Consider the following 24852-nt stretch of genomic DNA (forward strand, 5'->3'; position numbering starts at 1 on the left):
GTAGTGACTATATTTTCATAAACTTTTTGATTTTTTATCATAATTATTATAATATATTTTTTTAAGAAATTATTTTTATGAAAACTTAAATTTAAAAAGTTCAAAAAAACATAGTCACTGCATTCCGAAATTTTTAAAAAGTCTATAATTAAAAAACTACTTACTTGATTAAATTGTAAAAAGTTTTAAAAAATGTTGTTATTCCAAATTTTTTTATTTTATTTATTGCTATTTTTTAAAAAAATATGTTAAAATAAAAGTATTATTAGAATTTTTTGATGGCAAAAATAAAAAAATATTAATTGCTTATTTAATTTATCTAAAAAAAGTTAGAACAAAATAAATGAATTTAAGAAATCTAAATAAAAGACAAAAAAATATTTTGAATACTGTTATTGGGTTAATTTTATTATTAATTGCTGTTTTTGTTTTTTTTATGCGGTTTAATAAAAACTCAATTCCAATAAATAATAAAAAAACTAAAACTTTAACAGTTGGGATGGAATGTGATTATTGGCCTTATAATGGGGCTTTAAATCAAAAAAAAGACGAAAATAATATTCCAATTTTTGGACAAAGTGGATATGCTTTCGGTTATGATGTTTTAGTTGCTAAACATTTAGCTGAGGAATTAAAACGTACATTAATTATTAAAAAGATTAGTTTTGATGGTTTAATTCCAGCTTTAAAAGCAGGTGAAATTGATGTAATCATTGGTGGGATGACTCCAACAGAAAAAAGAAAAAAAGAAGTCGATTTTAGTAATCCTTATTTTGAATCTAAAATAAATCTATTTTTAAAAAAAGAATCCAAACGTAAAACATATATTAAAATTGGTACTCAAACAGGGACTATTTACTCAGAAGATGAACAAATAAAAAACCAATTCCAAAGTATCAATTTCTCTTATGATAGTTACACTGATTTAGAAAATGCCTTAACAACTGATGCTATTGACGGTTATATTGCTGAATCCCCTATTGCTGATATGATTTGCAAACAAAAAGAAAGAATTTGTGAAGATATTGCATTCAATGATAAAATCTCTATATGTATTGCTGTAAAAAAAGATAATAAAGAATTATTAGAAGCTGTTAATAATAAATTAGAATCAATAAAAAATTACGTATCAATGAAAGAAGTGATCGAGAAAGTGATTAAATATACACAAGGTTAAAAAATAATGCAACTTTTAAAACTATGCTATAATAATTTAAAAAATCATTATTCAATTTATTATCAAGGTTTAATGACAACTGTTAAATTAGCTGTTTTTGGCACTGTTGGAGCTTTTTTACTTGCTTTATTATTGCTTTATGTCAAAGGATTACCAAAAAAACCTAAAAAAACCAGCATTTTTACCAAAATTTCTTTTAAAAGTTTAAATGCCATCATTAATGCTTATATATTTATTATTAAAGGAGTTCCTATGATGTTGCAAGCCATGCTTTTTTATTATGGTCTTAAAAGCACTGGTTACTTTAAATGGTTAACACCTTTTTATGGTGGCTTAATCGTCATTACCTTTAACTCCACTGCTTATATTGCAGAAATCATGTTAAAAAATATGCAATTTTTTGACCCCGGTCAAATTGAAGCAGCCTTAGCTTTAGGTATGACTGCAAGACAAGCTTTAAAAAGAGTTGTTTTACCGCAAGTCATTCAAAGGTCTTTGTTGCGTATTGTTAATGAATTTATTATTAATGTTAAAGATAGTTGTGTTTTTAGTACTATTGGTTTATTAGAGTTATTTGGCGCCACTAAACAAATATATTCAATTTCATATAGTGTGACTGTCCCCTTTATTAATGCTTCTATTATGTATTTAATGTTAGTGGGGATTGCAACTATTGTCTTAAAAAAATTAGAGATTAAATTAGGAAATAAAAATGCATAACATTATTGAAATCAAAAACCTTCAAAAAAATTTTGGCAATCATGTAGTTTTAAAAGATATTAATTTAACAATCAAAAAAAATGAAATTATTACTATTATAGGTGCTTCTGGCGCTGGTAAATCGTCTCTTCTAAGATGTTTAAATCTTTTAGAAGAACCTGATGATGGTATTATTTTATTTAAAAAACAAGACATCTTAGACCCGTGTTATAACACTACTCATTTAAGACAAAAAGTGGGGATGGTTTTTCAACATTTTAATCTTTTTGAACATAAAAATGTTTTAAAAAATTGTAGTTTAGCACCAATGGAAGTTTTAGGAAAAAGTCAAGCAGAATCTGATTTGATTGCCCAAAAAAAACTCAAAATCGTAGGTCTTGAAAAAGCAATGTTACAAAGTATTCAAACTCTTTCTGGAGGACAAAAACAACGGGTTGCCATTGCTCGTGCTTTATGTATGGAACCAGAAGTTATTTTATTTGATGAACCAACAGCTTCACTCGATCCTCAGTTAACTAAAGAAGTTTTAGATATTATGGCAAATTTAGCCAAACAAGCAATTACTATTGTTTTAGTTACTCATGAAATTGCTTTTGCACAAAAAATATCTGATCGGATTGTTTTTATGGCTGATGGGATTATTGTTGAAGGCGGAACTCCTTCGCAAATATTAAATAATCCTCAAAACCAAAAACTGAAAGCTTTTTTAAAAGAAGCTTTTTTTTAATAAGTAAATAAGTTATCAAATTAGTCTAAAATTTTAATTCACTAAAACCTTTTACTTGTTTATAGTAAAGGGTTTTTTTGTTTCACGGAAGCAAAAAATTAAAAAATAAGGATATTTACAAATGAAACGCAGCCATTTAATTATTATTTTAATTTATCTTTTTGTTTTGGTTTTTTCTTTGTGGGCAGATGCTGATTTTAAAATTCCTTTTACTAACAACCAAACAAAACAAATAGATTTAATAGTTGGGATGGAACTAGAATACCTTCCTTTAGGTTACTTGACTAATGAAAACAATGAAGACGCTTGTTATAATATTCAAGGTCAAAGTGGATATGCTTGCGGTTATGATGTTTTAGTTGCTAAAAAATTAGCAGAGGGATTAAACCGTAAATTAATCATTAAAAAGATTAGTTTTGATGGTTTAATTCCAGCTTTAAAAAATAACGAAATAGATTTAGTTATTTCAGGACTTTCTCAAACGCAAGAACGTCAAAAAGAAATTGTTTTTTCTGAACCTTATTGTTTTTATGGATTAGAAATTATTTTAAATAAATCAAAATCAGCAATAAAAGATTTAGGGGATTTAAAAAAATTAAAAATTGGTTATCAAAGTGGTTCTTCTTATGCTTCTATAGTTTCTCAAATAAGTGATTTTAGCACATCTTTTCAAAGTTATAATGACCTCGAAACATCTTTTTTAGCCACTGATATGGATGGTTTTATTGCTGAATCCTTTCTTGCTCAAGTGTTTGTAAATAAATTTGGAAGCCAAACACACACAAACAAACATGTAAATGAAATATTTAGCAAACAACAAGACCAAGAATTATTACAATCTCGTATTGCTTTAAAAAAGGAAAATGATACACTTTTAAAAGATGTTAACAAGGCTTTAACCAAGTTTGACCTAAAACAACAAGGTAAAGAATTAATGCAAATAATTATTAAACAAGCATCTGTAAACAATGATTATAAAATTAATTTATGGCAAATATTAAAAAAATATAAATCATTATATTTTCAAGGTTTTATAAAAACTATGCAATTAGCTTTTTTAGGTACTATTAGTGCTTTTTTTTTAACTTTATTATTGTTTTATCTCAAAGGAATTCCTAAAAATATTAAAAGAATAAGCACTTTAAAAAAATATTTATTTAAATGTTTAAATGCTATTGTTAATATTTATATTTTTATCATCAAAGGGGTGCCTATGATGGTACAAGCTATGATTTTTTATTATGGTCTTAAAAGTACTGGTTACTTTAAGTGGCTAACCCCTTTTTGTGGTGGATTAATTGTTATTACCTTTAATTCAACCGCCTATCTTGCTGAAACAATGTTTAAAAATATTGAGTTTCTTGATTTGGGACAAATTGAAGCAGCTTTAGCTTTAGGGATGACTCCAAGAAAAACTTTAAAAACAGTTGTTTTGCCACAAGTAATTCAAAAGTCTTTATTGCGTTTTTGTAATGAATTTGTTAATAACATCAAAGATAGTTATGTTTTTGAAGTCATTGGATTGTTTGAACTTTTTAATTCCATTTCCCAAATAAGAGGTGCTACTTTGAATATTAATGTTTTTCTTATTCCCGTTTTCTTTTATTTATTTTTAAATATGATTACCTTTTATCTTTTTAAAAAAATATTCGGTTAACAAAAGGTGTTGTAGGGTTTTATAATTTGATATCAAAGAAAAAAGTAATTTTAAATAAATTTTTTATGAATTTTAAACTTGTTTTTTTATTTTTTTGATGTTATAATTATAATTAGTAGTAGTTTGATTATATGTAAAATTACTATATTATTAAATAGTTAGAATTAGAATTAAGGAGGAAAAAGTTAATAAACCTAAAGTATCGTTATATTTTATTATTTTAAAAAATTTTGAAAGGTCTTATTATGTCAAATAAAAAACATTTTTTAAATTTTAAAAAAATATTTAATATTTTTTTTATTATTGGTTTATTGATGCTTTTTGTAATTAATAATACAATAATTAATAGTACAAATCAAACATATGGTGATGTTAATAAACAAACATCATCTGAAAAATTATCAAGTGTATTAACAACAAAAGAATTAGGACAAGTAGATGCAAGAGAAACTGATAAAGTTAAAAGTGCAATAATTACTAAAAACGATTCTTTAAAAGACAAAGATTTACAAGTTACTTTAGTTGAAAAAGAAAACAAAGCAAAAGTAACATCTAATGACTATAATGGTGAAGTAGAAGTTAGATTTACTGTTAAAAAAGATTTATCGGAAGTTTTAAAATCTAAAACAGATAAAATTCAATTATCAGACGAAGAAGCAAAAGAAAACACCCTTAAAGATCAATCTTTTTTAACTTCTATTTTAAATAAAGTTAAAAAAGATGCTAATTCTGACGTGAGTTTAGAAGATGTAACAATAACTACTGATGGTCAAAAATTAAAAGTAGTAGCTAAAACAAATTCTACTAAATTTAAAGGTACAGTAGAATTTAACTTTACAACTCCAAAAGATTTATCAAGTGTATTAACAACAAAAGAATTAGGACAAGTAGATGCAAGAGAAACTGATAAAGTTAAAAGTGCAATAATTACTAAAAACGATTCTTTAAAAGACGAAGATTTACAAGTTACTTTAGTTGAAAAAGAAAACAAAGCAAAAGTAACATCTAATGACTATAATGGTGAAGTAGAAGTTAGATTTACTGTTAAAAAAGATTTATCGGAAGTTTTAAAATCTAAAACAGATAAAATTCAATTATCAGACGAAGAAGCAAAAGAAAACACCCTTAAAGATCAATCTGTTTTAACTTCTATTTTAAATAAAGTTAAAAAAGATGCTAATTCTGACGTGAGTTTAGAAGATGTAACAATAACTACTGATGGTCAAAAATTAAAAGTAGTAGCTAAAACAAATTCTACTAAATTTAAAGGTACAGTAGAATTTAACTTTACAACTCCAAAAGATTTATCAAGTGTATTAACAACAAAAGAATTAGGACAAGTAGATGCAAGAGAAACTGATAAAGTTAAAAGTGCAATAATTACTAAAAACGATTCTTTAAAAGACGAAGATTTACAAGTTACTTTAGTTGAAAAAGAAAACAAAGCAAAAGTAACATCTAATGACTATAATGGTGAAGTAGAAGTTACATTTACTGTTAAAAAAGATTTATCGGAAGTTTTAAAATCTAAAACAGATAAAATTCAATTATCAGACGAAGAAGCAAAAGAAAACACCCTTAAAGATCAATCTGTTTTAACTTCTATTTTAAATAAAGTTAAAAAAGATGCTAATTCTGACGTGAGTTTAGAAGATGTAACAATAACTACTGATGGTCAAAAATTAAAAGTAGTAGCTAAAACAAATTCTACTAAATTTAAAGGTACAGTAGAATTTAACTTTACAACTCCAAAAGATTTATCAAGTGTATTAACAACAAAAGAATTAGGACAAGTAGATGCAAGAGAAACTGATAAAGTTAAAAGTGCAATAATTACTAAAAACGATTCTTTAAAAGACGAAGATTTACAAGTTACTTTAGTTGAAAAAGAAAACAAAGCAAAAGTAACATCTAACGACTATAATGGTGAAGTAGAAGTTACATTTACTGTTAAAAAAGATTTATCGGAAGTTTTAAAATCTAAAACAGATAAAATTCAATTATCAGACGAAGAAGCAAAAGAAAACACCCTTAAAGATCAATCTGTTTTAACTTCTATTTTAAATAAAGTTAAAAAAGATGCTAATTCTGACGTGAGTTTAGAAGATGTAACAATAACTACTGATGGTCAAAAATTAAAAGTAGTAGCTAAAACAAATTCTACTAAATTTAAAGGTACAGTAGAATTTAACTTTACAACTCCAAAAGATTTATCAAGTGTATTAACAACAAAAGAATTAGGACAAGTAGATGCAAGAGAAACTGATAAAGTTAAAAGTGCAATAATTACTAAAAACGATTCTTTAAAAGACGAAGATTTACAAGTTACTTTAGTTGAAAAAGAAAACAAAGCAAAAGTAACATCTAATGACTATAATGGTGAAGTAGAAGTTACATTTACTGTTAAAAAAGATTTATCGGAAGTTTTAAAATCTAAAACAGATAAAATTCAATTATCAGACGAAGAAGCAAAAGAAAACACCCTTAAAGATCAATCTTTTTTAACTTCTATTTTAAATAAAGTTAAAAAAGATGCTAATTCTGACGTGAATTTAGAAGATGTAACAATAACTACTGATGGTCAAAAATTAAAAGTAGTAGCTAAAACAAATTCTACTAAATTTAAAGGTACAGTAGAATTTAACTTTACAACTCCAAAAGATTTATCAAGTGTATTAACAACAAAAGAATTAGGACAAGTAGATGCAAGAGAAACTGATAAAGTTAAAAGTGCAATAATTACTAAAAACGATTCTTTAAAAGACGAAGATTTACAAGTTACTTTAGTTGAAAAAGAAAACAAAGCAAAAGTAACATATAATGACTATAATGGTGAAGTAGAAGTTACATTTACTGTTAAAAAAGATTTATCAAGTGTATTAACAACAAAAGAATTAGGACAAGTAGATGCAAGAGAAACTGATAAAGTTAAAAGTGCAATAATTACTAAAAACGATTCTTTAAAAGACGAAGATTTACAAGTTACTTTAGTTGAAAAAGAAAACAAAGCAAAAGTAACATATAATGACTATAATGGTGAAGTAGAAGTTACATTTACTGTTAAAAAAGATTTATCAAGTGTATTAACAACAAAAGAATTAGGACAAGTAGATGCAAGAGAAACTGATAAAGTTAAAAGTGCAATAATTACTAAAAACGATTCTTTAAAAGACAAAGATTTACAAGTTACTTTAGTTGAAAAAGAAAACAAAGCAAAAGTAACATCTAATGACTATAATGGTGAAGTAGAAGTTACATTTACTGTTAAAAAAGATTTATCAAGTGTATTAACAACAAAAGAATTAGGACAAGTAGATGCAAGAGAAACTGATAAAGTTAAAAGTGCAATAATTACTAAAAACGATTCTTTAAAAGACAAAGATTTACAAGTTACTTTAGTTGAAAAAGAAAACAAAGCAAAAGTAACATCTAAAGACTATGATGGTGAAGTAGAAGTTACATTTACTGTTAAAAAATCAATAATAGGTTGGATTATTTTAGTTATCTTATTTGTTCTTGCTCTTTGTGGTATTATTGGTATAATTATATACAAAAATAAACAAAATAAAAATTCAAACTCCATAAAATTTAGAAGAACATAATTGAATAAAAATAAAAAGAGACTTAAATAGTCTCTTTTTTTTAATGATTTGTGGTGTTTGTATTAGACAAAACAGTCTCTAAATCTATACGTTGAAATAACATTTCATCTGGTATCAGTTTTTGGCTTGGCAGTAAGCCAAAAGTATTTAAACTTTCGAAAGTGACATCTTGAGCTTTAATTTGATAAAGAATTTTTTCGGCTGTTTGAGGCAAAAAAGGCTTTAATAAAACTCCTAAAAATCTTAAAGTTTCTGTTAAAGAATATAAAACATAATCTAACAAAGTTTTTTTTTCTGGTAATTGAGCTAATTTCCAAGGTTTCACCAAATCAATATATTTATTAATAAAGCGAGCTAACTTTTCAACCTCCTCTAAAGATTCACCTACCTTAGAAGCTTTAATTTTTTGACGAACTAAAGGTAAAACTGATAAAACTTTTTGTGATAAATCAAAATCTTGATGGTTTTTAGGGACAACCAAAACTTGAGTGAGTTGGTAATCACGATAACTTTTAATCATTCCAAAAATACGATGAACTACATTTCCAAAAAGATTAACTAAATCACTATTATGTCTTTCTACTAACAGTTCATAAGTAATATTGCCGTCACTTGCGTAAGGAATTTCATGCAAAACAAAATAACGAATAGTATCAATGGGAAAAAATTTTAATAAATCATCAATATATAAAACGTTTCCTTTTGATTTTGACATTTTATTTTTATCAAATAAAATCCAAGGATGAGCTAAAAATTGTTTGGGTAATTCAATTTTAAGTGCCATTAATAAAATAGGCCAATAAATTAAATGAAATCTTAAAATATCTTTCCCAATGACATGCAAATCACAAGGCCAATAATGAATAAATTGTTTACTAGGGTTTTGATTAGGATGATAACCTAAACCAGTTAAATAATTACTTAAAGCATCAATCCAAACATAAATAACATGTTTTTTATCGAAAGGAACAGGAATACCCCATTTAAAAGAAGTTCTTGAAATCGATAAATCATTTAAGGGTTCTTTTAAGAGATTTAAAAGTTCTTTTCTTTGGGTTTCTGGTTTGATTAAATTAGGGTTGTTTTTTAAATAATTTAAAAGGCGATTTTGGTATTTAGATAATTTAAAAAAATAAGTAGCTTCACTGATTAAAATAGGAGTTTCGCCATTAAAAGTTTTGCCATCAACTAAATCTTTTTCCGAAACATAAGCTTCTTCGGCGACCGAATATAAACCTTGATATTGACCTAAATAAATATCTCCTTGTTGCCATAACTTATCAAAAATCGATTGAACTGCTTTTTGATGATTTTGATTAGTTGTTTTAATAAAATGATCATAGCTAATTTGCATCAAATCATAAATTCTTTTAATTTCTAAAGAAACATGATTAACATATAATTGCGGCGGGATAGCTTGTAGGGAAGCTTTTTGTTCGATTTTTTGTCCGTGTTCATCAGTTCCTGTTTGAAAAAAAACATCATAACCATCTAAGCGTTTAAAACGAGCAATTGCATCAGCCAAAATAACTTCATAAACATTACCAACGTGAGGAATGCCAGAAGTATAAGCAATAGAAGTAGAAAGATAAAATTTTGTTTTTGATTGCATAAAAAAACTCCTTCAATAAATATTTACAACAACTATAATAATTTTTAGATTAAAAAGAAAAAAATTAAACAAACTTAAAAAAAGTTTAATATAGCAAAATTTTAAAAATAAAAAAAGGCTATTGTCAAAAAATAGCCTTAAATTTTGTAATTTTATTTTTTTTCATAATAACTTTTTATTAAATGATTTAAAAGACGCACTCCAAAACCGGAAGCCCAAGAGGAGTCAACTTCATTAATTCTTTTACCTGCAGCAACACCTGCAATATCTATATGTGCCCAAGGGATATCATCACCTACAAAACGTTTTAAAAATTGGGCTGCAGTAATAGACCCAGCGCCATAACCACTAGGAGAGTTGCTTATATCAGCAAATTTACCGTTTATTAATTTATCATATTCTTGCGATAAAGGTAATTGCCAAACTTTTTCTTCGGTTACCTCTCCTGAATGAATTAATTGTTTAACCAATTCGTTATTATTAGAAAAAAGGCCTGCATATTCTGAACCTAAAGAAACTACAATAGCACCAGTTAAAGTAGCTAAATCTATAATTGTTTTAGGTTGTAATTTAGTTTTGCAATACCACAAAGCATCTGCTAAAACAAGTCTACCTTCAGCATCGGTATTTATAATTTCAATAGTTTGTCCAGACATAGAAGTTATAATGTCGCCAGGACGTTGAGCGTTAGAACTAGGCATATTTTCAACTAAACCAACAACCCCCAAAGCATTAACTTTGGCTTTTCTAGTAGCTAAAGTATGCATCAATCCTACAACAGTTGCAGCTCCTGCCATATCTGATTTCATATCTTCCATGCGAGAGGAAGGTTTAAGTGAAATCCCACCAGTATCAAAAACAACTCCTTTACCAACAAAAGCTAACGGTTTTTCTTTTTGATCATCTCCACACCATTTCATTACCACCAAATAAGGAGGTCTTACAGACCCTTTAGCTACCCCTAATAAAGCATTCATCCCTAGTTTTTGTAATTCTTCTTTTTCTAAAACTTCAATTTCAACACCTAAAGTTTTTAGTTGTTTTATTTTTTGAACAAACTCTTCGGTTCCTAAAATATTAGCAGGTTCATTAACTAATTCTTTAGTTAAATTAACCCCCTCTAAAATTGCTTTTACTTCTTCTAATTCTTTTTGACACAAATCAGCATTTTTAGTGATTAAAGTAATTTCTAAATCTTTTTTATTATTTTGACTAGAACTATTTTTTTTTGTATGATAATATTCAAAAGAATAACTTTTTAATAAAAGTCCTAAAGTAAAATTCATGATTTGTGATATTTGGACATCAATACCTAAAGCATCAACAAAAACAACTATTTTAGTAGAATTATCAATGCCAGCAAGGCAAACGCTTCCCGCTTTTAAAAAAGATTGATCATTGATGTCTTTTTCTTTCCCTAAGCCCATAATTTTTAAACAAGACATAGGAGATCCTTCTGGATATAATAATTTAATATGAGATCCTAAAGAACCTTTAAATTTTTCTCTTAAAAAACTTTTTTTAGCAATCCCCTTTGGATCCATTTCTTCCAGACCGAAAGCATTATCTAATTTTTCTACTTGTAAAATGACAGCTGTATCAGCATTAATAGTTGATATATAATTTTTTTTAAAATAAATTTTCATAACACATAACCCTATTTCTTTTATTTTTCCAAATATAATTATATTATATAAATTTTAAAATTAAAATCTACAAAAAAAGAAACCAAAAAAGAACAATATTTTTTTTTAATAAAAATAATAAAAAAAGAATCTTAAAAAACATTATTGATTCTCATGTTTATTATATATCAAAATAAAAAAATAATTACAATAAAAATAAAAAAAATATCAAAGCTAAATTGTTTATTAAAAATAAAACAGTTTAGCTTTTTTTGTTTTTCTAAGCTGTTAGAAAAAAGAAATAATAAAAAAAATGCGTTCAACAATTTAAAAATTTAATAAAATATGTTAAAAATCTTTAACAGCGATTTTAAAAAACCAATAAAACGAAAGAAATATAAAAAAATGAACCAAACAATAAATAAAAAAAAGAAGTTAAATATTACACAATTTTATATATTAATAGTAAATTAATAAATATTTTTTCACTTAAGATTTGTTTTCAAGTGGTATTATTTTTTTGAGTTATTGATATAAGTTTTGATTAAACTTTAGTTTATTTAATATTATTGTATTTGCTGTAAATATCTTTTTTGCTTTTTTTTCGATCTTGAGCAACTTGCAATAAAGCTTCTTTTTGACTTAAACCTAATTTTAAATAAAAATCAACGTGTTGAGCTACACTTAAAAAAAGCAAATGTTGATGCTCATTTTTATTACCCTCTACTAAAATTACATATTCACCTTTGTAAATAAGATTTTCTTTTAAAATATCTTCAAGATTGCCGTTGATAATAGTTTCAAATTTTTTAGTTAGTTCACGCGCTAAAGATATTTTGCGATTGCCATAAAGTTGATAAATTAACAATAAAGTTTTTTTGATTCTGTAAGGAGATTCATAAATAATAAGGGTTTCATTAGCGTTTTGGTATTTTAATAATTCTTTTTTCAAAGTTTGATTAAAACGTGATAAAAATGATAAAAAAATAAAAGGAGCGGTTAGGTTAGAAGTTATAAAAGCAGTTAAAAAAGCAGAAGCTCCTGGAATAGCTACTACATTAAAACTTTTTTTTTGCACTTCACTCACTAAAGAAAAACCAGGATCACTAATTAAAGGAGTTCCAGCATCACTAATCAAAGCTAAGTTTTTACCTTGCGATAATAACTCTAAAATTTGAGGTAATCTACTTTTTTGATTGTGTTCATAACAAGAAAGCAAAGGTTTTTTAATCTGATAATGTTCTAAAAGTTTTTTGGAGTTTCTTGTATCTTCGGCTAAAATCAAAAAAACTTCTTTTAAAACTTTGACAGCTCGGAAAGTGATATCTTCCAAATTACCGATAGGGGTTGCGATTAAATATAAAGTTGCCTGGTTATTACAAAAACTTTTTTGGTGAAATAACATATTTTTTTACCTTATTCAAAAAAATAGGACTAACTTTTTTAATGATAACTTTTAAATTATTTTTGATCTTCTAATTCTATCATTAAAGCAAAAAAGATATTTTGAGGATTAACTAAATGAGGTTTTTTTTGATGATATTTTTTAATAATTTGTAAAATATTTATGTTTTGTTGTAAAGTTAAATTTTGAAATGAAGATTTATAGTTATTTTGATTTTCAAAATAAATAGGTAATTGTTTTTTTTCATAAAACAAATCTAAAAACCATCTTAATAAAACTGATACAAAATCAATCAAAAAATCACTAAAAGAATTTATAAGAACAGGAGTAAAATAAAAAGTTGAAAAAGACAATTTTAAAGAAGTTGTTTTTGGCCACTGATCAATAAAAAACAAAAAGCAACTTCGAAAATGTTGATAATAATCACTTGTAACAAAAGTCATGGTTTGACTTGAGGAAGAATTAATCAAAGGGTTTAAATAAAAATCCAAAGAATCTTTTGATAATTTTTGACAATCAGATAAAAAAGGCGTTAATAGTTGTTGTCCCCCGTTATTAATATTAATAACTTGGCAACGAGAAACAATTGTGGATAAAACTTGATCTAAATTGCTAGTCAACAAAAAACCTATTGTATTGTTTGGAGTATTTTCCAAAAAATGAAGCAAACTATTAGCTGCTGGTAGAGTAGTTTTTTCAATTTCTTCAATAACATAAATTCTTTCTTTTCCAAATAAAGAACCTTGATGAAACACTTTTTGCAATTGCATTATTTGATCTTTTTTAAAAAGATGATCGTCTTTATTTAAATAATAAAAATTAGGATATGTACCATCTATTAAAGCTTGTTTTAAAAAAAGATGATCATTTTGAGGATCTTTTGATTTAAATATTTGATAAGATAATTCAAAAACAAATTCTTTTCTTTGGGGAAGGGTTAACCCTGTGATTAAATAAAGGTGGGATAATTTGTTGTTTTGAATTATTTTAAAAAATGTATTTATAAATGATTGGTGCTGCATAATAAATTTTTTACTTTTTGATAAATTAGAGAAGATAATTGAGATAAAGAATTATTGGCTTTAATTTTAATAATACGTTTGTTTTCTTGTTGAGCTAGTTCTAAATAACCTTCACGAATTTTTTGATAAAATTCAAGTTTTTCTAAATCAAGACGATTTTGTTTATTAGAGCGAAAAAGAGATAATCTTTTTTTAGCCATCATAGGATCTAAATCAAGGTAAAAAGTAATATTAGGTAAATGTTTTAAAGCAAAATCGTTAATCTGAGCAATATAATGTTTTCCTAATTGTCTAGCATATCCTTGATAAACAAAAGAAGAATCTAAATAACGATCACAAATAACAATGTTTTTCTTTTTTAAAGCGGGAAGAATCACATTATTTAAATGTTCATTCCTGTCAGCAGCATAAAGCAAAGCTTCCGTTTTGAAATCAATAGGTGGCATTACAGGATTTAAAAGTTTTTCTCTAATAAAACTAAAAGGTTTGTAGCCACCAGGTTCTTTAGTTAAAACAACTTGATAATTGTCTTTCGTTAACTTTTTAGATAAAATACGGGCTAAAGTTGTTTTTCCTGCTGCCTCGCCTCCTTCAAAAGAAATAAACATAATGATTTTATTAATTCTCCTTTTTTTTGTTTTATTCAACCTAAAAGATTTAATTTTGGTAAAAACTAAAAATAAATAAACTAAAGAACAATTTAATAAAAAATTGTTTTCAAAATTAATCCTTTAGCTGGAGCCAAAAAAGAAGCTTTTTTATTGGTTTTTCGCAATAACATAGCTTCAAAAAGCTCTAAAGACATCTTATTTTTACCAATTTCAATTAAACTTCCTACTATAAAACGAACCATATATTTAAGAAAACCATCTGCATGAAAAATTAAAATATAATGTTTTGCAGTTTCTTTAACAAAAGCACGGAAAATAGTTTTATTAAAATTTTTAGCTTGTTTTTCGTTAGTAAAAGAGGTGAAATCATGTTTACCAACAATCAGATTAATAGCTAATTTAATTTTATCAAAATTAAGACCAGCAAAAAATACTTGAAAATGATAATTAAAAGCGTTTAAAGGATTCTTTGCAAAAAAATATTGATAAATTTTTGATTTAACCAAATAACGAGCGTGAAAAGTAGAAGTAACTTTTTTGATTGTTTTAACTCTAATATCTGGTGGCAAAAGATGATTAAGGGTGTGTTTAAAATGGCGAGATTTAAGAAAAAAAGAAATTTTAAAATGGATTGTTTGTCCTTGGGCATGCACTCCTTTATCGGTTCTACTAGCTGCAATAGTATCAATTTGACAATGAGTCATTAATTTTAAAGTATTTTCTAATGTTTGTTGGATAGTCTTTGTTTGAGGTTGTTTTTGATAGCCACAATAACAAGTTCCATCATAACTTAAAACTAATTTATAAAAATGATGTTCCAAAAATACCTCCTTGTTAAGTTAAAACCAAGAAAAACCAAAAAAACACTAATATTTAAAAAAATATATCATTAACTAATTATTATTATAACATAAAAACCATATAAAAACACTAGTTATCTCCCAAAATATTTTAAAGGTTAAATGAAAAAATTTAAACTCATAATCACTTTTAATATAAGATTAAAAAAACAGATATTTTAATGGTTTTAATAGATAAAAAAATAACCCTATTTGATCAAAATTAAAAGTTTTTTTTACATAACTATAAAAATAATTAAAAAATATTTTAAAGTTAACTTTTTTAATAATTTTACTAAAAGTAACTATTTGTTTTAACCTTTTAAATCTTTTTTTGTAGTTGAGATACAAAAAAAAGCTAAATTATTTATTAATAAACAATCTAGCTTGTTTTTAGTTTTAGCAATATTTTTGTTTGCAAACATTTATTAGTAATGATTGATTTTTAAATTTTATCTTCATAAGTGGTATTTTCTTTTTTAGTTTTGCGATAAAAAGGAATAAAAAAAGATAAAGTAGTAATAAAACAAATTAAATTACCTAAAAAAAGACTGAAACCAACTTTATGGACTTCATTAAAACTACTGAAAATAGGAGCACTAAAAAGAAAAAGAAAAAAAATACCAGAAATAATTCTTAAAAGATTCATATTTAAAGCAATTTTTGTTTTTTTAAAACAAACAAAAAAACTACATAAAATAATAGAAAAACAAGTTAACCATAAACCTGTTGTTTCATAAAAAAATAATATTCGAAAGGCGGCGGATTGTGTTTTTGTATCTGATGCACACGCTAAATTATGATAATTTTCACCCGTCATTAAATACAAAATTTTTCCATAACAAAAAAGATGAATTAAAGTTCCTACGAAAGCTAAAAGAACAATTAAAATAATAATTTTTTTAAAGGTTTCAAAAACTCGATTCATTTTTTTTTGCCCTAAATTTTGAGAAATAATAGTATTTTGGGAATCAGCAAAAGAATTGATAATATTAAAAAAAATATTATTAACAGATACTGCTAAAACTAATTGAGCATCAATATTTGTTCCATCGTCATAATTTGTTTTAACAACCATACTAATAATTATTTTACCTAGATTAAAAACTATAATACTTATACAAATAGGAATAGATAAGGTAAAAAGATTTTTCAAAAAAATTTTATCAAAACGAAATTTTTTTGAAAAAATTTTTAAATAGTTTTTTTGATTCAAAAACAAAAACCAAAAGGTAAATAAAGTAACAGAAGCATGAGCAATTAAAGTAGCCCAAGCTAAAGATTTCATTTGGTTTTTAATTTCAAAAAAAACCAAAGACAAAATAATTTTAATGGCGATATTTGATAATGTCACCCATAAAACAATTTTATTATTTCCTTTAGCTCGTTCTAAAGCTAAAAAGACTATATTAATGATAATGCAAACAAGTGAGCAAAAAATAATAAGATAGTATTTTTTTAAATCTTCCTGTTTATTTCCTTGATAATTAACAATATGTTCCAAAATAAGTGTTTTAAAAAAAACAGTACATAAAATAGCAATAATTAACCCTATAATAATAGTTAATACAAAAGTTTGCGAAAGATATAGACGCATTTTTTCAAGATTTTTGCGTCCATAATTGCGACCCACTAAAATAACGCCAGCAGTGGCAATAGAAGCCCCAAAAGAAATGAAGATGTCTTTGAGTAAGTGGATGCGATTGATAGATGATACAAGTTCATCATCAATTTTTAATTTTTTTCGTAATAAAAAAATATCATAAGAATTAAAGATAGCTTGAAAAACTAAATAAATAGTAATAGGAAATGTAACATATAAAATTACTTTCCACAAATTTCCTTCTAACAAAAACTTTCTTTTTTTTTCTTCGGAAATCATAAATTTTTTTTTATCAATTTGCTCTTTTTTTTGAAATATCATAAAACCTCCAATAATTGTTTGTTTTGACGATAAGCAAAAAAAGTTTTCAAAATACTAACAACATCATATATTCTATCAAAAATAAAATTTTTTTAAACAGGTAAATGATTAATCTAAGAAACTTATTTAAAATAACTTCCATATAATGAAGTAAAAAAAAGGCAATAAAAGTTTAGTCTAAAATTAAAAAACAACTAAAAATATTGTATTTAGTTTTTTTATAATTTGTTTGTCTAAACATCTTTTTTTATTTTTTTTAAAAACTATTGTTATTGTTGGAGGATAAATAAAAAGGTAAAAATTTTAATTTAAATTAGACTTTAAAAGTCTATAGTGGGGGCTATTTATAATAAACCAGAAAAAAAAGATAAAAACGGTAACATTCCAAAAGAAAAAAACCGACACCAGACCAAAAAAACAGCAACTACCTAAAAACAAAAAATATTATTAATATTAAAGCTAAATTGTTTATTAAAAATCCAAACTGCTTATTTTTTAATAATAAACAATTTGGATTTAATGTTATTCTTTTTTTTGGTTCAGTTTTTTTGGGCACTCTACAACAATTTTGAAATTTAATAAAATATGTTAAAAATCTTTAACAACTATTTTTTTTAAATTGTAAAAATTAGTATATATAAAATACAATTTTAATTGTTAATTTTTAAACCTAACCAAAAGGTAAATTTCGTTTTTGTTCTTACCGGTTTTTTTCTTAAAATATTGCAATTTCATTATTTTATAATAAATTAGCAAAACGATCAAAAAAAATGAAAGAGTCTTGTTGGATTTTAGAAGTGACAATAAATTCTAAATTTAAAGGCCAATGATGATATTTTAAGGTTAACAAAAAGCGATAATAATTATTTTTTTTTGGAATCATTGACAAAACAGGACCTAAAACTTTAAATTTTGGAGAGCAAGTAGTTTCTAAAATAACTTTAATTTGACAAGCAATATCAAAAGTTTTTTTAAAGTTTTTATGAGCAATCAAAATTTTACTCAGATAACCAAAAGGTGGTGTTTGAGTCATTAATCTTTCTTGTAATAGTTGTTTTAAAAAATTAACCTCATCATAAAGAACAGCTTTTTTAATAGCAAAATGTTCTAAATTATAACTTTGAACAATTACTTGACCTTCTTTTTTTCTGGCACAACGTCCAGCGGCTTGAATTAATAATTGAAATGTTTTTTCAGCAGCTTTAAAAGTAGGAATTTTTAAAAGAGTATCTGCCATCAATATTCCTACTAAGGTAACTTGGTGAAAATCAAGCCCTTTGGCAATCATTTGCGTTCCTAACAAAATATCGGCTTTTTGCTCTTGAAAATCATACCACAATTTTTCATATTGAGCTAAATGGGTGACATTATCTGAATCAAGTGTAATTATTTTAGTTTTAGGAAAATTTTTTTGCAAATGATTTTGAATATATTCAATCCCCACTCCTAAAGCTTTAACGGTTTTTTTGTGACAATTACTACATTGAATAGTGAAATCTTTTTGATAGCCGCAATAATTACATTTTAAAATTTGTTTTTGATTATAAAAAGTTAGGCTATTATTACAATTTTGACATTTAGGAACAAAACCACAAAAACGACATAAAACAAAAGGCGCAAACCCTTTAGTATTGATAAATAAAATAGCTTGTTCACCTTTGATTAAAGTTTGTTGTAAGGCATGTTTCAAATCCATGGAAAATGGTTCTAAATTACCGCTTTTTAATTCTTCTTTCATGTCAACTAATTTAATAGGTGGCAAAATGTTGATTAAAGCTCTTTTATTTAACTTTAAAAGTTTGTATTTCTTTTGAAAAACTTGATAATAACTTTCTAAAGAGGGGGTGGCACTTCCAAGTATTAAAGGAATTTGATGATAATTGGCTCTTATTTGGGCTAATTCTTTAACATCATAAGGAGTTTTTATTTTTTCTATTAATGATTCATCATGTTCTTCATCAATAATGATAATACCTAAATGATGCAGAGGCGCAAAAATAGCACTTCTCGTTCCTAAAACAATTTGAGCTTCTTGGGATGTAATTTTTGTGAATTGATCTTGTTTTTGTAAAGGGGTTAAATAACTATGCAAAACAACTATTTTAATCTTTTCAAATTTAGCTTCTAAACGTTGGATTAAAGGAGCAATTAAGATAACTTCAGGAACTAAAAACAACACTTGTTCTTTTTTTTTAAAAATTTTTGCGATCAAATTTAAATAAATTTCTGTTTTACCAGAACCCGTTTTTCCGTGCAAAAGATAAGTTTTGTATTTGTTAACATTAATGCTTTTTATCACTTTGACTTGTTCTTTATTTAATATGATTTTTTTGTCATGTTTTAGAGGTTTAAAATGATGTTTCAAAACAATAATTCTTTTTTGGAAAACCTGTAAAATAATTTTTTTTTGAAGGAGACTTTTGATAATGTTGGGTGAAGTCAGACTTAAAGCTTCTTTTCTATCGATAGCAATTATTTCTTTAGTATTTTTATTTTTGTTCCAATTTATTAATCTTTGTAGAAAGTCTTGTTCTTTTAATGTTAAATTCGATAATATTTTTAATTCCGAATTCAAAAGATAACCAATAGAGTTTTTTGTACTTTTGTTAGCTTTAACAATGTCTTTTATCAAAATAACGCCTTGTTGTGATAGTTTTTGTAAAGATTTTACAATTTTATTATTAGCGTTAATCAAAAATTTATTTTTTTTAGGAATATGATTTCGAATTGTTTCAGGGATCAATTTTGGTTTAAGAATGACAATTTCTTTTAAGTGAGTTATTAAAAAAGCTTTAGGGATAATAGTTTGATAAATCAAAGCTTTAATGCTAAAAGGAGTTTTTAACATTTCTTCTGCTAATAAAAATAATTCTTCATTAAAATAAGGTTTTTCATCTAAGATATCGATTAACTCTTTATTAGCGAAAGGACTTTCATTTTTAAAATCAATGATATAACCTAAACGATGACAATTTTTAGGGCCAAAAGGAATAATAACTCGCATCCCTTTTTGAACCAAAGGAAGAAATGTTTGAGGAATTAAATAATCAAAACATTGATTTAAAGAAGAAGTTTTAAGATCTATAATTACTTGAGCTATCAATTTGTTTGATCCTTTTCTTTCTTTAGAATTGTTATGGTATTAGAAACAACACCTAATATTTTAATTATAACAAAAAAAAGAATTTTTAATGAATTTATTTTTAAACATCTTGGCGCTATACCAAAAAACGGCAATCACCCGAAAACAAAAAATATCCAAACTAAATTGTTTATTAAAAATAAAAAGTTGGTACCGATTGTAATTTTTTAATAAATTTTTTTTCTAAATATTTTTTTTGTTACGTTGTAATTATCATTATTCATATTAAGTTATTTTATTTTCCTTTTTTTATCAAATATTCTTTATTAACTGATGTTATCTTGAAAAAAAGTACTATTTTTTAATAAAAGATATTTATTTTTAATTTAATTAAATAGTCATTTTAGAAAAAAAACAATCACCATTAATTATAATTATACATCAAAGTGTTCAAAAATATTATTTTACTAAGTTTTTTTAATTTAATCAACCATTTGAGGATTTTGTTCTTTTTAACTAGTTTACTTTTTCGGGAACAATCTACTTCAATAAATACTTTTGAAGTATTAAAATATCCCTTTTTTAATAAAAAAGAATTATAATATTTATTAGTTATTAAATATTGAAAATTATTTTTTTAATTTAACTTAAAAAAATAATTTTAATAACATATTGGATTTTTATGTAGTTAATTTTTGATATTACTTTAATTTATAAGCGATGAAATGGTATTTTGATTTCTCGAAAAAAATAAAAAAATCAATTTAAAAAGTTTATCTTAATATTTTTTATATTTAATTGTTTGTAGGGTTTGGAAAATAATTTAGATTATTTTTATTTAATTAAAATAAAAAAAGGTTGAAAAATTAGGAGTTATTTTTTTTAATAAACAATTTTTATTTTAAAAAAAGTTGTTTATTTGGTAGTTCATCATCAGTTTTTTTTATAAAGATAAAAAATACAAAAAAAGGTTCAGTTATGTTAAAAAAACAAGCTAAAGAACAAAAAATTCGTAAAATGTTGAAAAAAGTTAATCTTGATAAATTAAAAATCATTGTTTTAAAAAACTGCAGTAAAAAAACTAATTTTGAAACGAAAAATCATATTCTTTTTGTAAATCCTCAAGTTAAAGTTATTGTTGATAAAGTTTTAAAAGAAATTTTATTAAAAAAGAAACAATGATATTATTTGATTTAATTTAAATGGTTTTTTTAGCCGAAATAATTTTGATTTTTTTTAATCTCATTATTATAATTTTAATATTGCTATTGTTTTATAATAAGAAAAGATTACCAATATATCATTAACAAAATTGGTTTTGAAATAAAAAAAAGCCATCTTTGATTGAGAGCTTTTTATTGTTTTGAGTAATAATTATCTTAATTAAATGATAGGAAAAATTGTTTTATTTATTTTGAAAGCAATCTTTTTGAAATTATTGGCGGAGGAAAAGGGATTCGAACCCTTGCATCTTTTGGATCTACACGCTTTCCAAGCGTGCCTCTTTAGCCACTTGAGTATTCCTCCGATAAAGTCTTAAAAAAAGACTTTGTTATTTATTAAGAAAAATTATTTTTCTCGTTGTTATAAATTCTTAAAACATCACAAGCGATTGCTAGTTCTTCGTTGGTAGGAACAACAAAAGCCTGAATAAGTGATTGAGTAGTAGTAATTAAACCCTCTTTGCTTTGAAGTTGGTTTTTTTCGACGTCTAGTTTAAACCCTAAAATGGATAAAGAATTAATGATTTTTGATCTAAAAAAAACTGAATTTTCGCCAATACCGGCAGTAAAAACTAAAGCATCAATCCCTTTTAATAAAACGTAGTAACTAGCAATATAATCAACTATCCGTTTTACTTGAATATCAAAAGACAAACAAGATTGGAGATTGCCTTTTTTTATTTCTGCGATAATATCTCGTGCATCATTAGAAATGCCAGATACCCCAAGGTAACCTGATTTTTTATTTAAATCATCAATTACAGCAGCAATACTTTTGTTTTCTTTGTCAGCAATAAATTTGATTACTGCTGGATCAATATTGCCACTGCGAGTGCCCATAGGAACACCTTCTAAAGGGGTAAAACCCATAGAAGTATCTAAAGATTTCCCCGAATCAACCGCACACAAAGAAACTCCATTACCAGCATGACAAATAATTAGTTTCGCATCTTTTTTCTTTAAAATATGTTGCATTTTTTCAGTGATATATTTATAAGAGATTCCATGAAAACCATATTTTCTCACTTGATATTTTTGATACCAAGAATAAGGAGTGGCATATAAAAAATTAACTGCTGGAATAGTTTGGTGAAAAGTAGTATCAAAAACTCCTACTTGAAATAAAGACGGTAAAACTTTTTTAAAAGCTTTAATACTTACAAGATTAGCTGGATTGTGTAAAGGCGCCAAATCACAAAGACTTTCTATTTTGGCAATTGCTTCGTTAGTTAAAATAGTTGCATCTTGAAATAATTCTCCTCCTTGAACAATCCTATGTCCGATGCCTTCAATTTCTTCTAATTGATTGATGATTTTGTTTTGAATTAAAATGTCTAATAACAATGCGATCGCTTGTTGGTGGTTTTTAATTTCTAATGTTTTTGTTTCTTTATTGTTTTTGGTTTTAAGGGTAAAAATGGCATTAGAAAAACCAATTCTTTCGATTAAACCAGAAGCAATTAAATCTTTTTGAGGCATTTCTAATAATTGAAATTTTAAAGAAGAACTACCTGAATTGACCGACATAATTTTCATATATTTTTCTCTTTTCTCTTTTGATATCTTTTTTTCTTATAGATATTTTAATTTAACGGTTGCTTGACACAAAATTGAAAGTTATTTTTATTAATAATTAGCATTTTGATATTTTTTCTTTATTTTCATTTAGTCTACAATTTTTTTAATAAAAGATAAATCCCTACAGCATGGAAACAAGTGCCTAAGATAACAAAAAGATGCCAAATAAAATGAAAATATTTTTTATGATCTTTGATAAAAAACCAAATACCCCCACTATAAAAACAACCACCCAAAAAAATACAAATAAATAAATTTTTATTATTTGGCTTTATTAATTCATCAACAAACAATAAACCACTCCATCCTAACAAAACATAAAGGACAAGGTGTACATATTTTCCTTTTTCAAACCATAGTATTTTAGCAAGAATACCTAAAAAAACTAAAAGACATTGACAAATAAAAAGAAAATTTCCTTTGGTAATCTTACAATCTTCAATTAAAGGGACTTGTAATTCTTTTAAAAGTAACAAAATAGGAACAAAAGTTCCCCAAATAAGTAAATAAACACTAATATGATCGCTTTTTTGAAAAAATTTATGAGCTTTGGTAAAAGATAAGGAGTGATTTAAAGTACTCATCAAATAAAGAATAATAATGGAGATACTAAAAATTAAAAAAATAAATTTATTAGAAGGATTAATTTTGTTAATTTTGATGGTAAAAAAAACAAGGGTAAAAATTCCTAAAAGAATCATTAAACCATGAGAAATAGCGTTAGCAATTTCTTCGCCATAAGTTTGTTTGTCGCTTGTTTTTGTAGGCCATTTCATAATAATTTATCTCCTCCTTTGTTTAATTTGTTACCTTTTTAAGACTATTTATTTAATTTTGTCAAAGAGCTAACCAATAAAATAAAAAAAGACTCTTTTATATTTTAGCATATATTATCATATAAAAAACTAAGTTTCAAATATTTTTTATCTTTTGGGTGTTGAAATTAAAAATATTTTATTTTTTTGGGGTGATATTTTTTATAAGTAAACGATTAATAAGATAATAAAAGTAAAGCCAAAAAAATAGTCACTGCATTGTTTAATTTTTAATAAACAATTTAACTTTGATATTTTTTTTCATTTTTAGGTGGTTACCATTTTTGGTCCAGTATCCATTTATATAATTTAATTATACATCAAAAAAACAACTTAGTTTGCTCAAGTATTTGATTTTTTATTTGTTTTTTCTGAAAAATTTAAATAAAAAAATAATGAATATTAATTATTTTACTTTTAGTAAGGCTTTAATTTAATCAAAAAAGAGACTTCAAAAAGTCTCTTATAAAAAAGTTGTTACTTTGTCAAAAGGTAATCTAAAAGTAGGTGGTAGTGTTTGTGTTTCTATTGATTTACCTAGAGCTATCAGTAAAACAGGGACTAGATTTTCATCAATATTAAAAGTTGGATTAATAATTTTAGAATTAAAGCCTCCCACAGGACAACTATCGTAACCATAACTTTTAGCCACTAACATTAATTGTAAAGAAACAATACCACATTCTAAAAAAAGTTCATTTTTGATTTCTTCCTGATCTTTGTTTCGATATAAAAGATCAACTTGAGCTAATACTTGTTCTTGAATGATTAATGGCATTTGTGCCTCCGTAAAAGATTGTCTTAAGATAGGTTCTTTTGTTTCGTTTTTTTTTATGTTGCCACAAACCAAAATTACAGCTGAACTAGTTTCTAATTGGCTATTATTGCCATATAAACAAGGTTTTAGTTTGGCTTTACTTGCTTCATTTTCTATCACGAAAAAATGCCAAGGTTGTAAATTAAAAGAAGAAGGAGCTCTCATTGTATCTGTCAAAATTTGTTCTAAAATATTTTTTGGGATAAGGTGATTTTTTTGAAAAACTTTAATAGATCTTCTTAATGTTAAGATGTTCACGATAAAACTCTTTCTTTTTATCTTTAATTTCTTAATTTTAATTTTTTTACTTAATAAATTTTCAAGTTATTAATTGCTTTAAAAAAAATAAAATTTTACCCCTCCTTGAAACCTTAATTTTAATTAAAAGAATTTTGATTATTGTTAAAAAATAAAAT

General features: G+C 25.0%; 17 protein-coding genes and 1 tRNA gene. 6 read left to right on the forward strand and 12 right to left on the reverse strand.

Features of this window, described 5'->3' with window-relative positions; all coding sequences use genetic code 11:
* Window positions 1-343: 343 nt before the first annotated feature.
* The 5 genes from PSOL_RS01705 to PSOL_RS01725 all read left to right on the forward strand — a co-directional run bounded on the left by PSOL_RS01705 (window position 344) and on the right by PSOL_RS01725 (window position 7883).
* Entirely contained in the window at window positions 344-1177 is an 834-nt protein-coding gene (locus PSOL_RS01705; protein WP_349402194.1) for a transporter substrate-binding domain-containing protein, read from the forward strand.
* Window positions 1178-1183: 6 nt separating this feature from the next.
* Entirely contained in the window at window positions 1184-1897 is a 714-nt protein-coding gene (locus tag PSOL_RS01710; protein WP_349402195.1) for an amino acid ABC transporter permease, read from the forward strand.
* The gene (locus PSOL_RS01715) at window positions 1890-2624 is read left to right on the forward strand and encodes an amino acid ABC transporter ATP-binding protein (protein ID WP_349402196.1); all 735 of its coding nucleotides are present in this window, start codon (window positions 1890-1892) and stop codon (window positions 2622-2624) included. The genes PSOL_RS01710 and PSOL_RS01715 overlap by 8 nt, the downstream gene beginning before the upstream one ends.
* Before the next feature lie 121 nt (window positions 2625-2745).
* Window positions 2746-4281 carry an ABC transporter substrate-binding protein/permease gene (locus PSOL_RS01720; protein ID WP_349402197.1) on the forward strand — a complete coding sequence of 512 codons (1536 nt, stop codon included), beginning with the start codon at window positions 2746-2748 and terminating at the stop codon, window positions 4279-4281.
* 245 nt (window positions 4282-4526) lie between these two features.
* A complete protein-coding gene (locus tag PSOL_RS01725) occupies window positions 4527-7883 on the forward strand; it encodes a hypothetical protein (protein WP_349402198.1) in 3357 nt (1118 codons plus the stop codon).
* Window positions 7884-7923: 40 nt separating this feature from the next.
* Here the strand turns inward: PSOL_RS01725 and metG are convergent, their stop codons facing one another.
* From metG to priA, 8 genes are all read right to left on the reverse strand, one after another.
* Window positions 7924-9495, reverse strand: coding sequence for a methionine--tRNA ligase (metG, locus tag PSOL_RS01730; RefSeq protein ID WP_349402199.1), 1572 nt, complete (start codon window positions 9493-9495; stop codon window positions 7924-7926).
* Between the two features lie 152 nt (window positions 9496-9647).
* Window positions 9648-11141, reverse strand: a complete 1494-nt coding sequence (locus PSOL_RS01735; RefSeq protein ID WP_349402200.1) for a leucyl aminopeptidase — start codon at window positions 11139-11141, stop codon at window positions 9648-9650.
* Window positions 11142-11676: 535 nt separating this feature from the next.
* The gene (gene rsmI / locus PSOL_RS01740) at window positions 11677-12525 is read right to left on the reverse strand and encodes a 16S rRNA (cytidine(1402)-2'-O)-methyltransferase (protein ID WP_349402201.1); all 849 of its coding nucleotides are present in this window, start codon (window positions 12523-12525) and stop codon (window positions 11677-11679) included.
* A 56-nt stretch (window positions 12526-12581) separates the two neighbouring features.
* A complete protein-coding gene (locus PSOL_RS01745; protein ID WP_349402202.1) occupies window positions 12582-13547 on the reverse strand; it encodes a DNA polymerase III subunit delta' in 966 nt (321 codons plus the stop codon).
* Window positions 13526-14194 (reverse strand): dTMP kinase, encoded by a 669-nt coding sequence (tmk, locus tag PSOL_RS01750; RefSeq protein ID WP_349402203.1) that lies wholly within the window; start codon window positions 14192-14194, stop codon window positions 13526-13528. Before tmk ends, PSOL_RS01745 begins: the two co-directional genes overlap by 22 nt.
* A 53-nt stretch (window positions 14195-14247) precedes the next feature.
* Complete coding sequence (gene truA, locus PSOL_RS01755; RefSeq protein ID WP_349402204.1) at window positions 14248-14979, reverse strand: tRNA pseudouridine(38-40) synthase TruA; 732 nt, start codon at window positions 14977-14979, stop codon at window positions 14248-14250.
* A 463-nt stretch (window positions 14980-15442) separates the two neighbouring features.
* Window positions 15443-16921 (reverse strand): MATE family efflux transporter, encoded by a 1479-nt coding sequence (locus PSOL_RS01760; protein ID WP_349402205.1) that lies wholly within the window; start codon window positions 16919-16921, stop codon window positions 15443-15445.
* 739 nt (window positions 16922-17660) lie between these two features.
* Window positions 17661-20024, reverse strand: coding sequence for a replication restart helicase PriA (gene priA, locus PSOL_RS01765; RefSeq protein ID WP_349401603.1), 2364 nt, complete (start codon window positions 20022-20024; stop codon window positions 17661-17663).
* Between the two features lie 957 nt (window positions 20025-20981).
* Here priA and PSOL_RS01770 point away from each other — a divergent pair.
* Window positions 20982-21185, forward strand: a complete 204-nt coding sequence (locus PSOL_RS01770; RefSeq protein WP_349401604.1) for a hypothetical protein — start codon at window positions 20982-20984, stop codon at window positions 21183-21185.
* 257 nt (window positions 21186-21442) lie between these two features.
* On the opposite strand, the gene PSOL_RS01775 is transcribed toward PSOL_RS01770, so the two are convergent.
* The 4 genes from PSOL_RS01775 to PSOL_RS01790 form a co-directional block, all read right to left on the reverse strand.
* Window positions 21443-21530: transfer RNA gene (locus tag PSOL_RS01775), tRNA-Ser, on the reverse strand.
* Window positions 21531-21562: 32 nt separating this feature from the next.
* On the reverse strand, window positions 21563-22762 hold the full coding sequence (locus PSOL_RS01780) for an acetate kinase (protein WP_349401606.1): 1200 nt from the start codon (window positions 22760-22762) through the stop codon (window positions 21563-21565).
* A 134-nt stretch (window positions 22763-22896) separates the two neighbouring features.
* Complete coding sequence (trhA, locus tag PSOL_RS01785; protein WP_349401608.1) at window positions 22897-23580, reverse strand: PAQR family membrane homeostasis protein TrhA; 684 nt, start codon at window positions 23578-23580, stop codon at window positions 22897-22899.
* Window positions 23581-24082: 502 nt separating this feature from the next.
* Window positions 24083-24694 carry a nitroreductase family protein gene (locus tag PSOL_RS01790; protein WP_349401609.1) on the reverse strand — a complete coding sequence of 204 codons (612 nt, stop codon included), beginning with the start codon at window positions 24692-24694 and terminating at the stop codon, window positions 24083-24085.
* Window positions 24695-24852: the final 158 nt, after the last annotated feature.

Origin of the sequence: Candidatus Phytoplasma solani (assembly GCF_040126175.1) — a bacterium.
Lineage (GTDB): Bacteria > Bacillota_I > Bacilli_A > Acholeplasmatales > Acholeplasmataceae > Phytoplasma > Phytoplasma solani_A.

Bases quoted from the DNA above. Each gene is read 5' to 3' on its own strand.
- PSOL_RS01725 (WP_349402198.1), top strand. From the start codon at position 4,527: ATGTCAAATAAAAAACATTTTTTAAATTTTAAAAAAATATTTAATATT.
- PSOL_RS01760 (WP_349402205.1), bottom strand. From the start codon at position 16,921: ATGATATTTCAAAAAAAAGAGCAAATTGATAAAAAAAAATTTATGATT.
- PSOL_RS01705 (WP_349402194.1), top strand. From the start codon at position 344: ATGAATTTAAGAAATCTAAATAAAAGACAAAAAAATATTTTGAATACT.
- metG (WP_349402199.1), bottom strand. From the start codon at position 9,495: ATGCAATCAAAAACAAAATTTTATCTTTCTACTTCTATTGCTTATACT.
- PSOL_RS01710 (WP_349402195.1), top strand. From the start codon at position 1,184: ATGCAACTTTTAAAACTATGCTATAATAATTTAAAAAATCATTATTCA.
- rsmI (WP_349402201.1), bottom strand. From the start codon at position 12,525: ATGTTATTTCACCAAAAAAGTTTTTGTAATAACCAGGCAACTTTATAT.
- PSOL_RS01720 (WP_349402197.1), top strand. From the start codon at position 2,746: ATGAAACGCAGCCATTTAATTATTATTTTAATTTATCTTTTTGTTTTG.
- PSOL_RS01735 (WP_349402200.1), bottom strand. From the start codon at position 11,141: ATGAAAATTTATTTTAAAAAAAATTATATATCAACTATTAATGCTGAT.
- PSOL_RS01780 (WP_349401606.1), bottom strand. From the start codon at position 22,762: ATGAAAATTATGTCGGTCAATTCAGGTAGTTCTTCTTTAAAATTTCAA.
- PSOL_RS01745 (WP_349402202.1), bottom strand. From the start codon at position 13,547: ATGCAGCACCAATCATTTATAAATACATTTTTTAAAATAATTCAAAAC.
- trhA (WP_349401608.1), bottom strand. From the start codon at position 23,580: ATGAAATGGCCTACAAAAACAAGCGACAAACAAACTTATGGCGAAGAA.
- PSOL_RS01715 (WP_349402196.1), top strand. From the start codon at position 1,890: ATGCATAACATTATTGAAATCAAAAACCTTCAAAAAAATTTTGGCAAT.
- PSOL_RS01770 (WP_349401604.1), top strand. From the start codon at position 20,982: ATGTTAAAAAAACAAGCTAAAGAACAAAAAATTCGTAAAATGTTGAAA.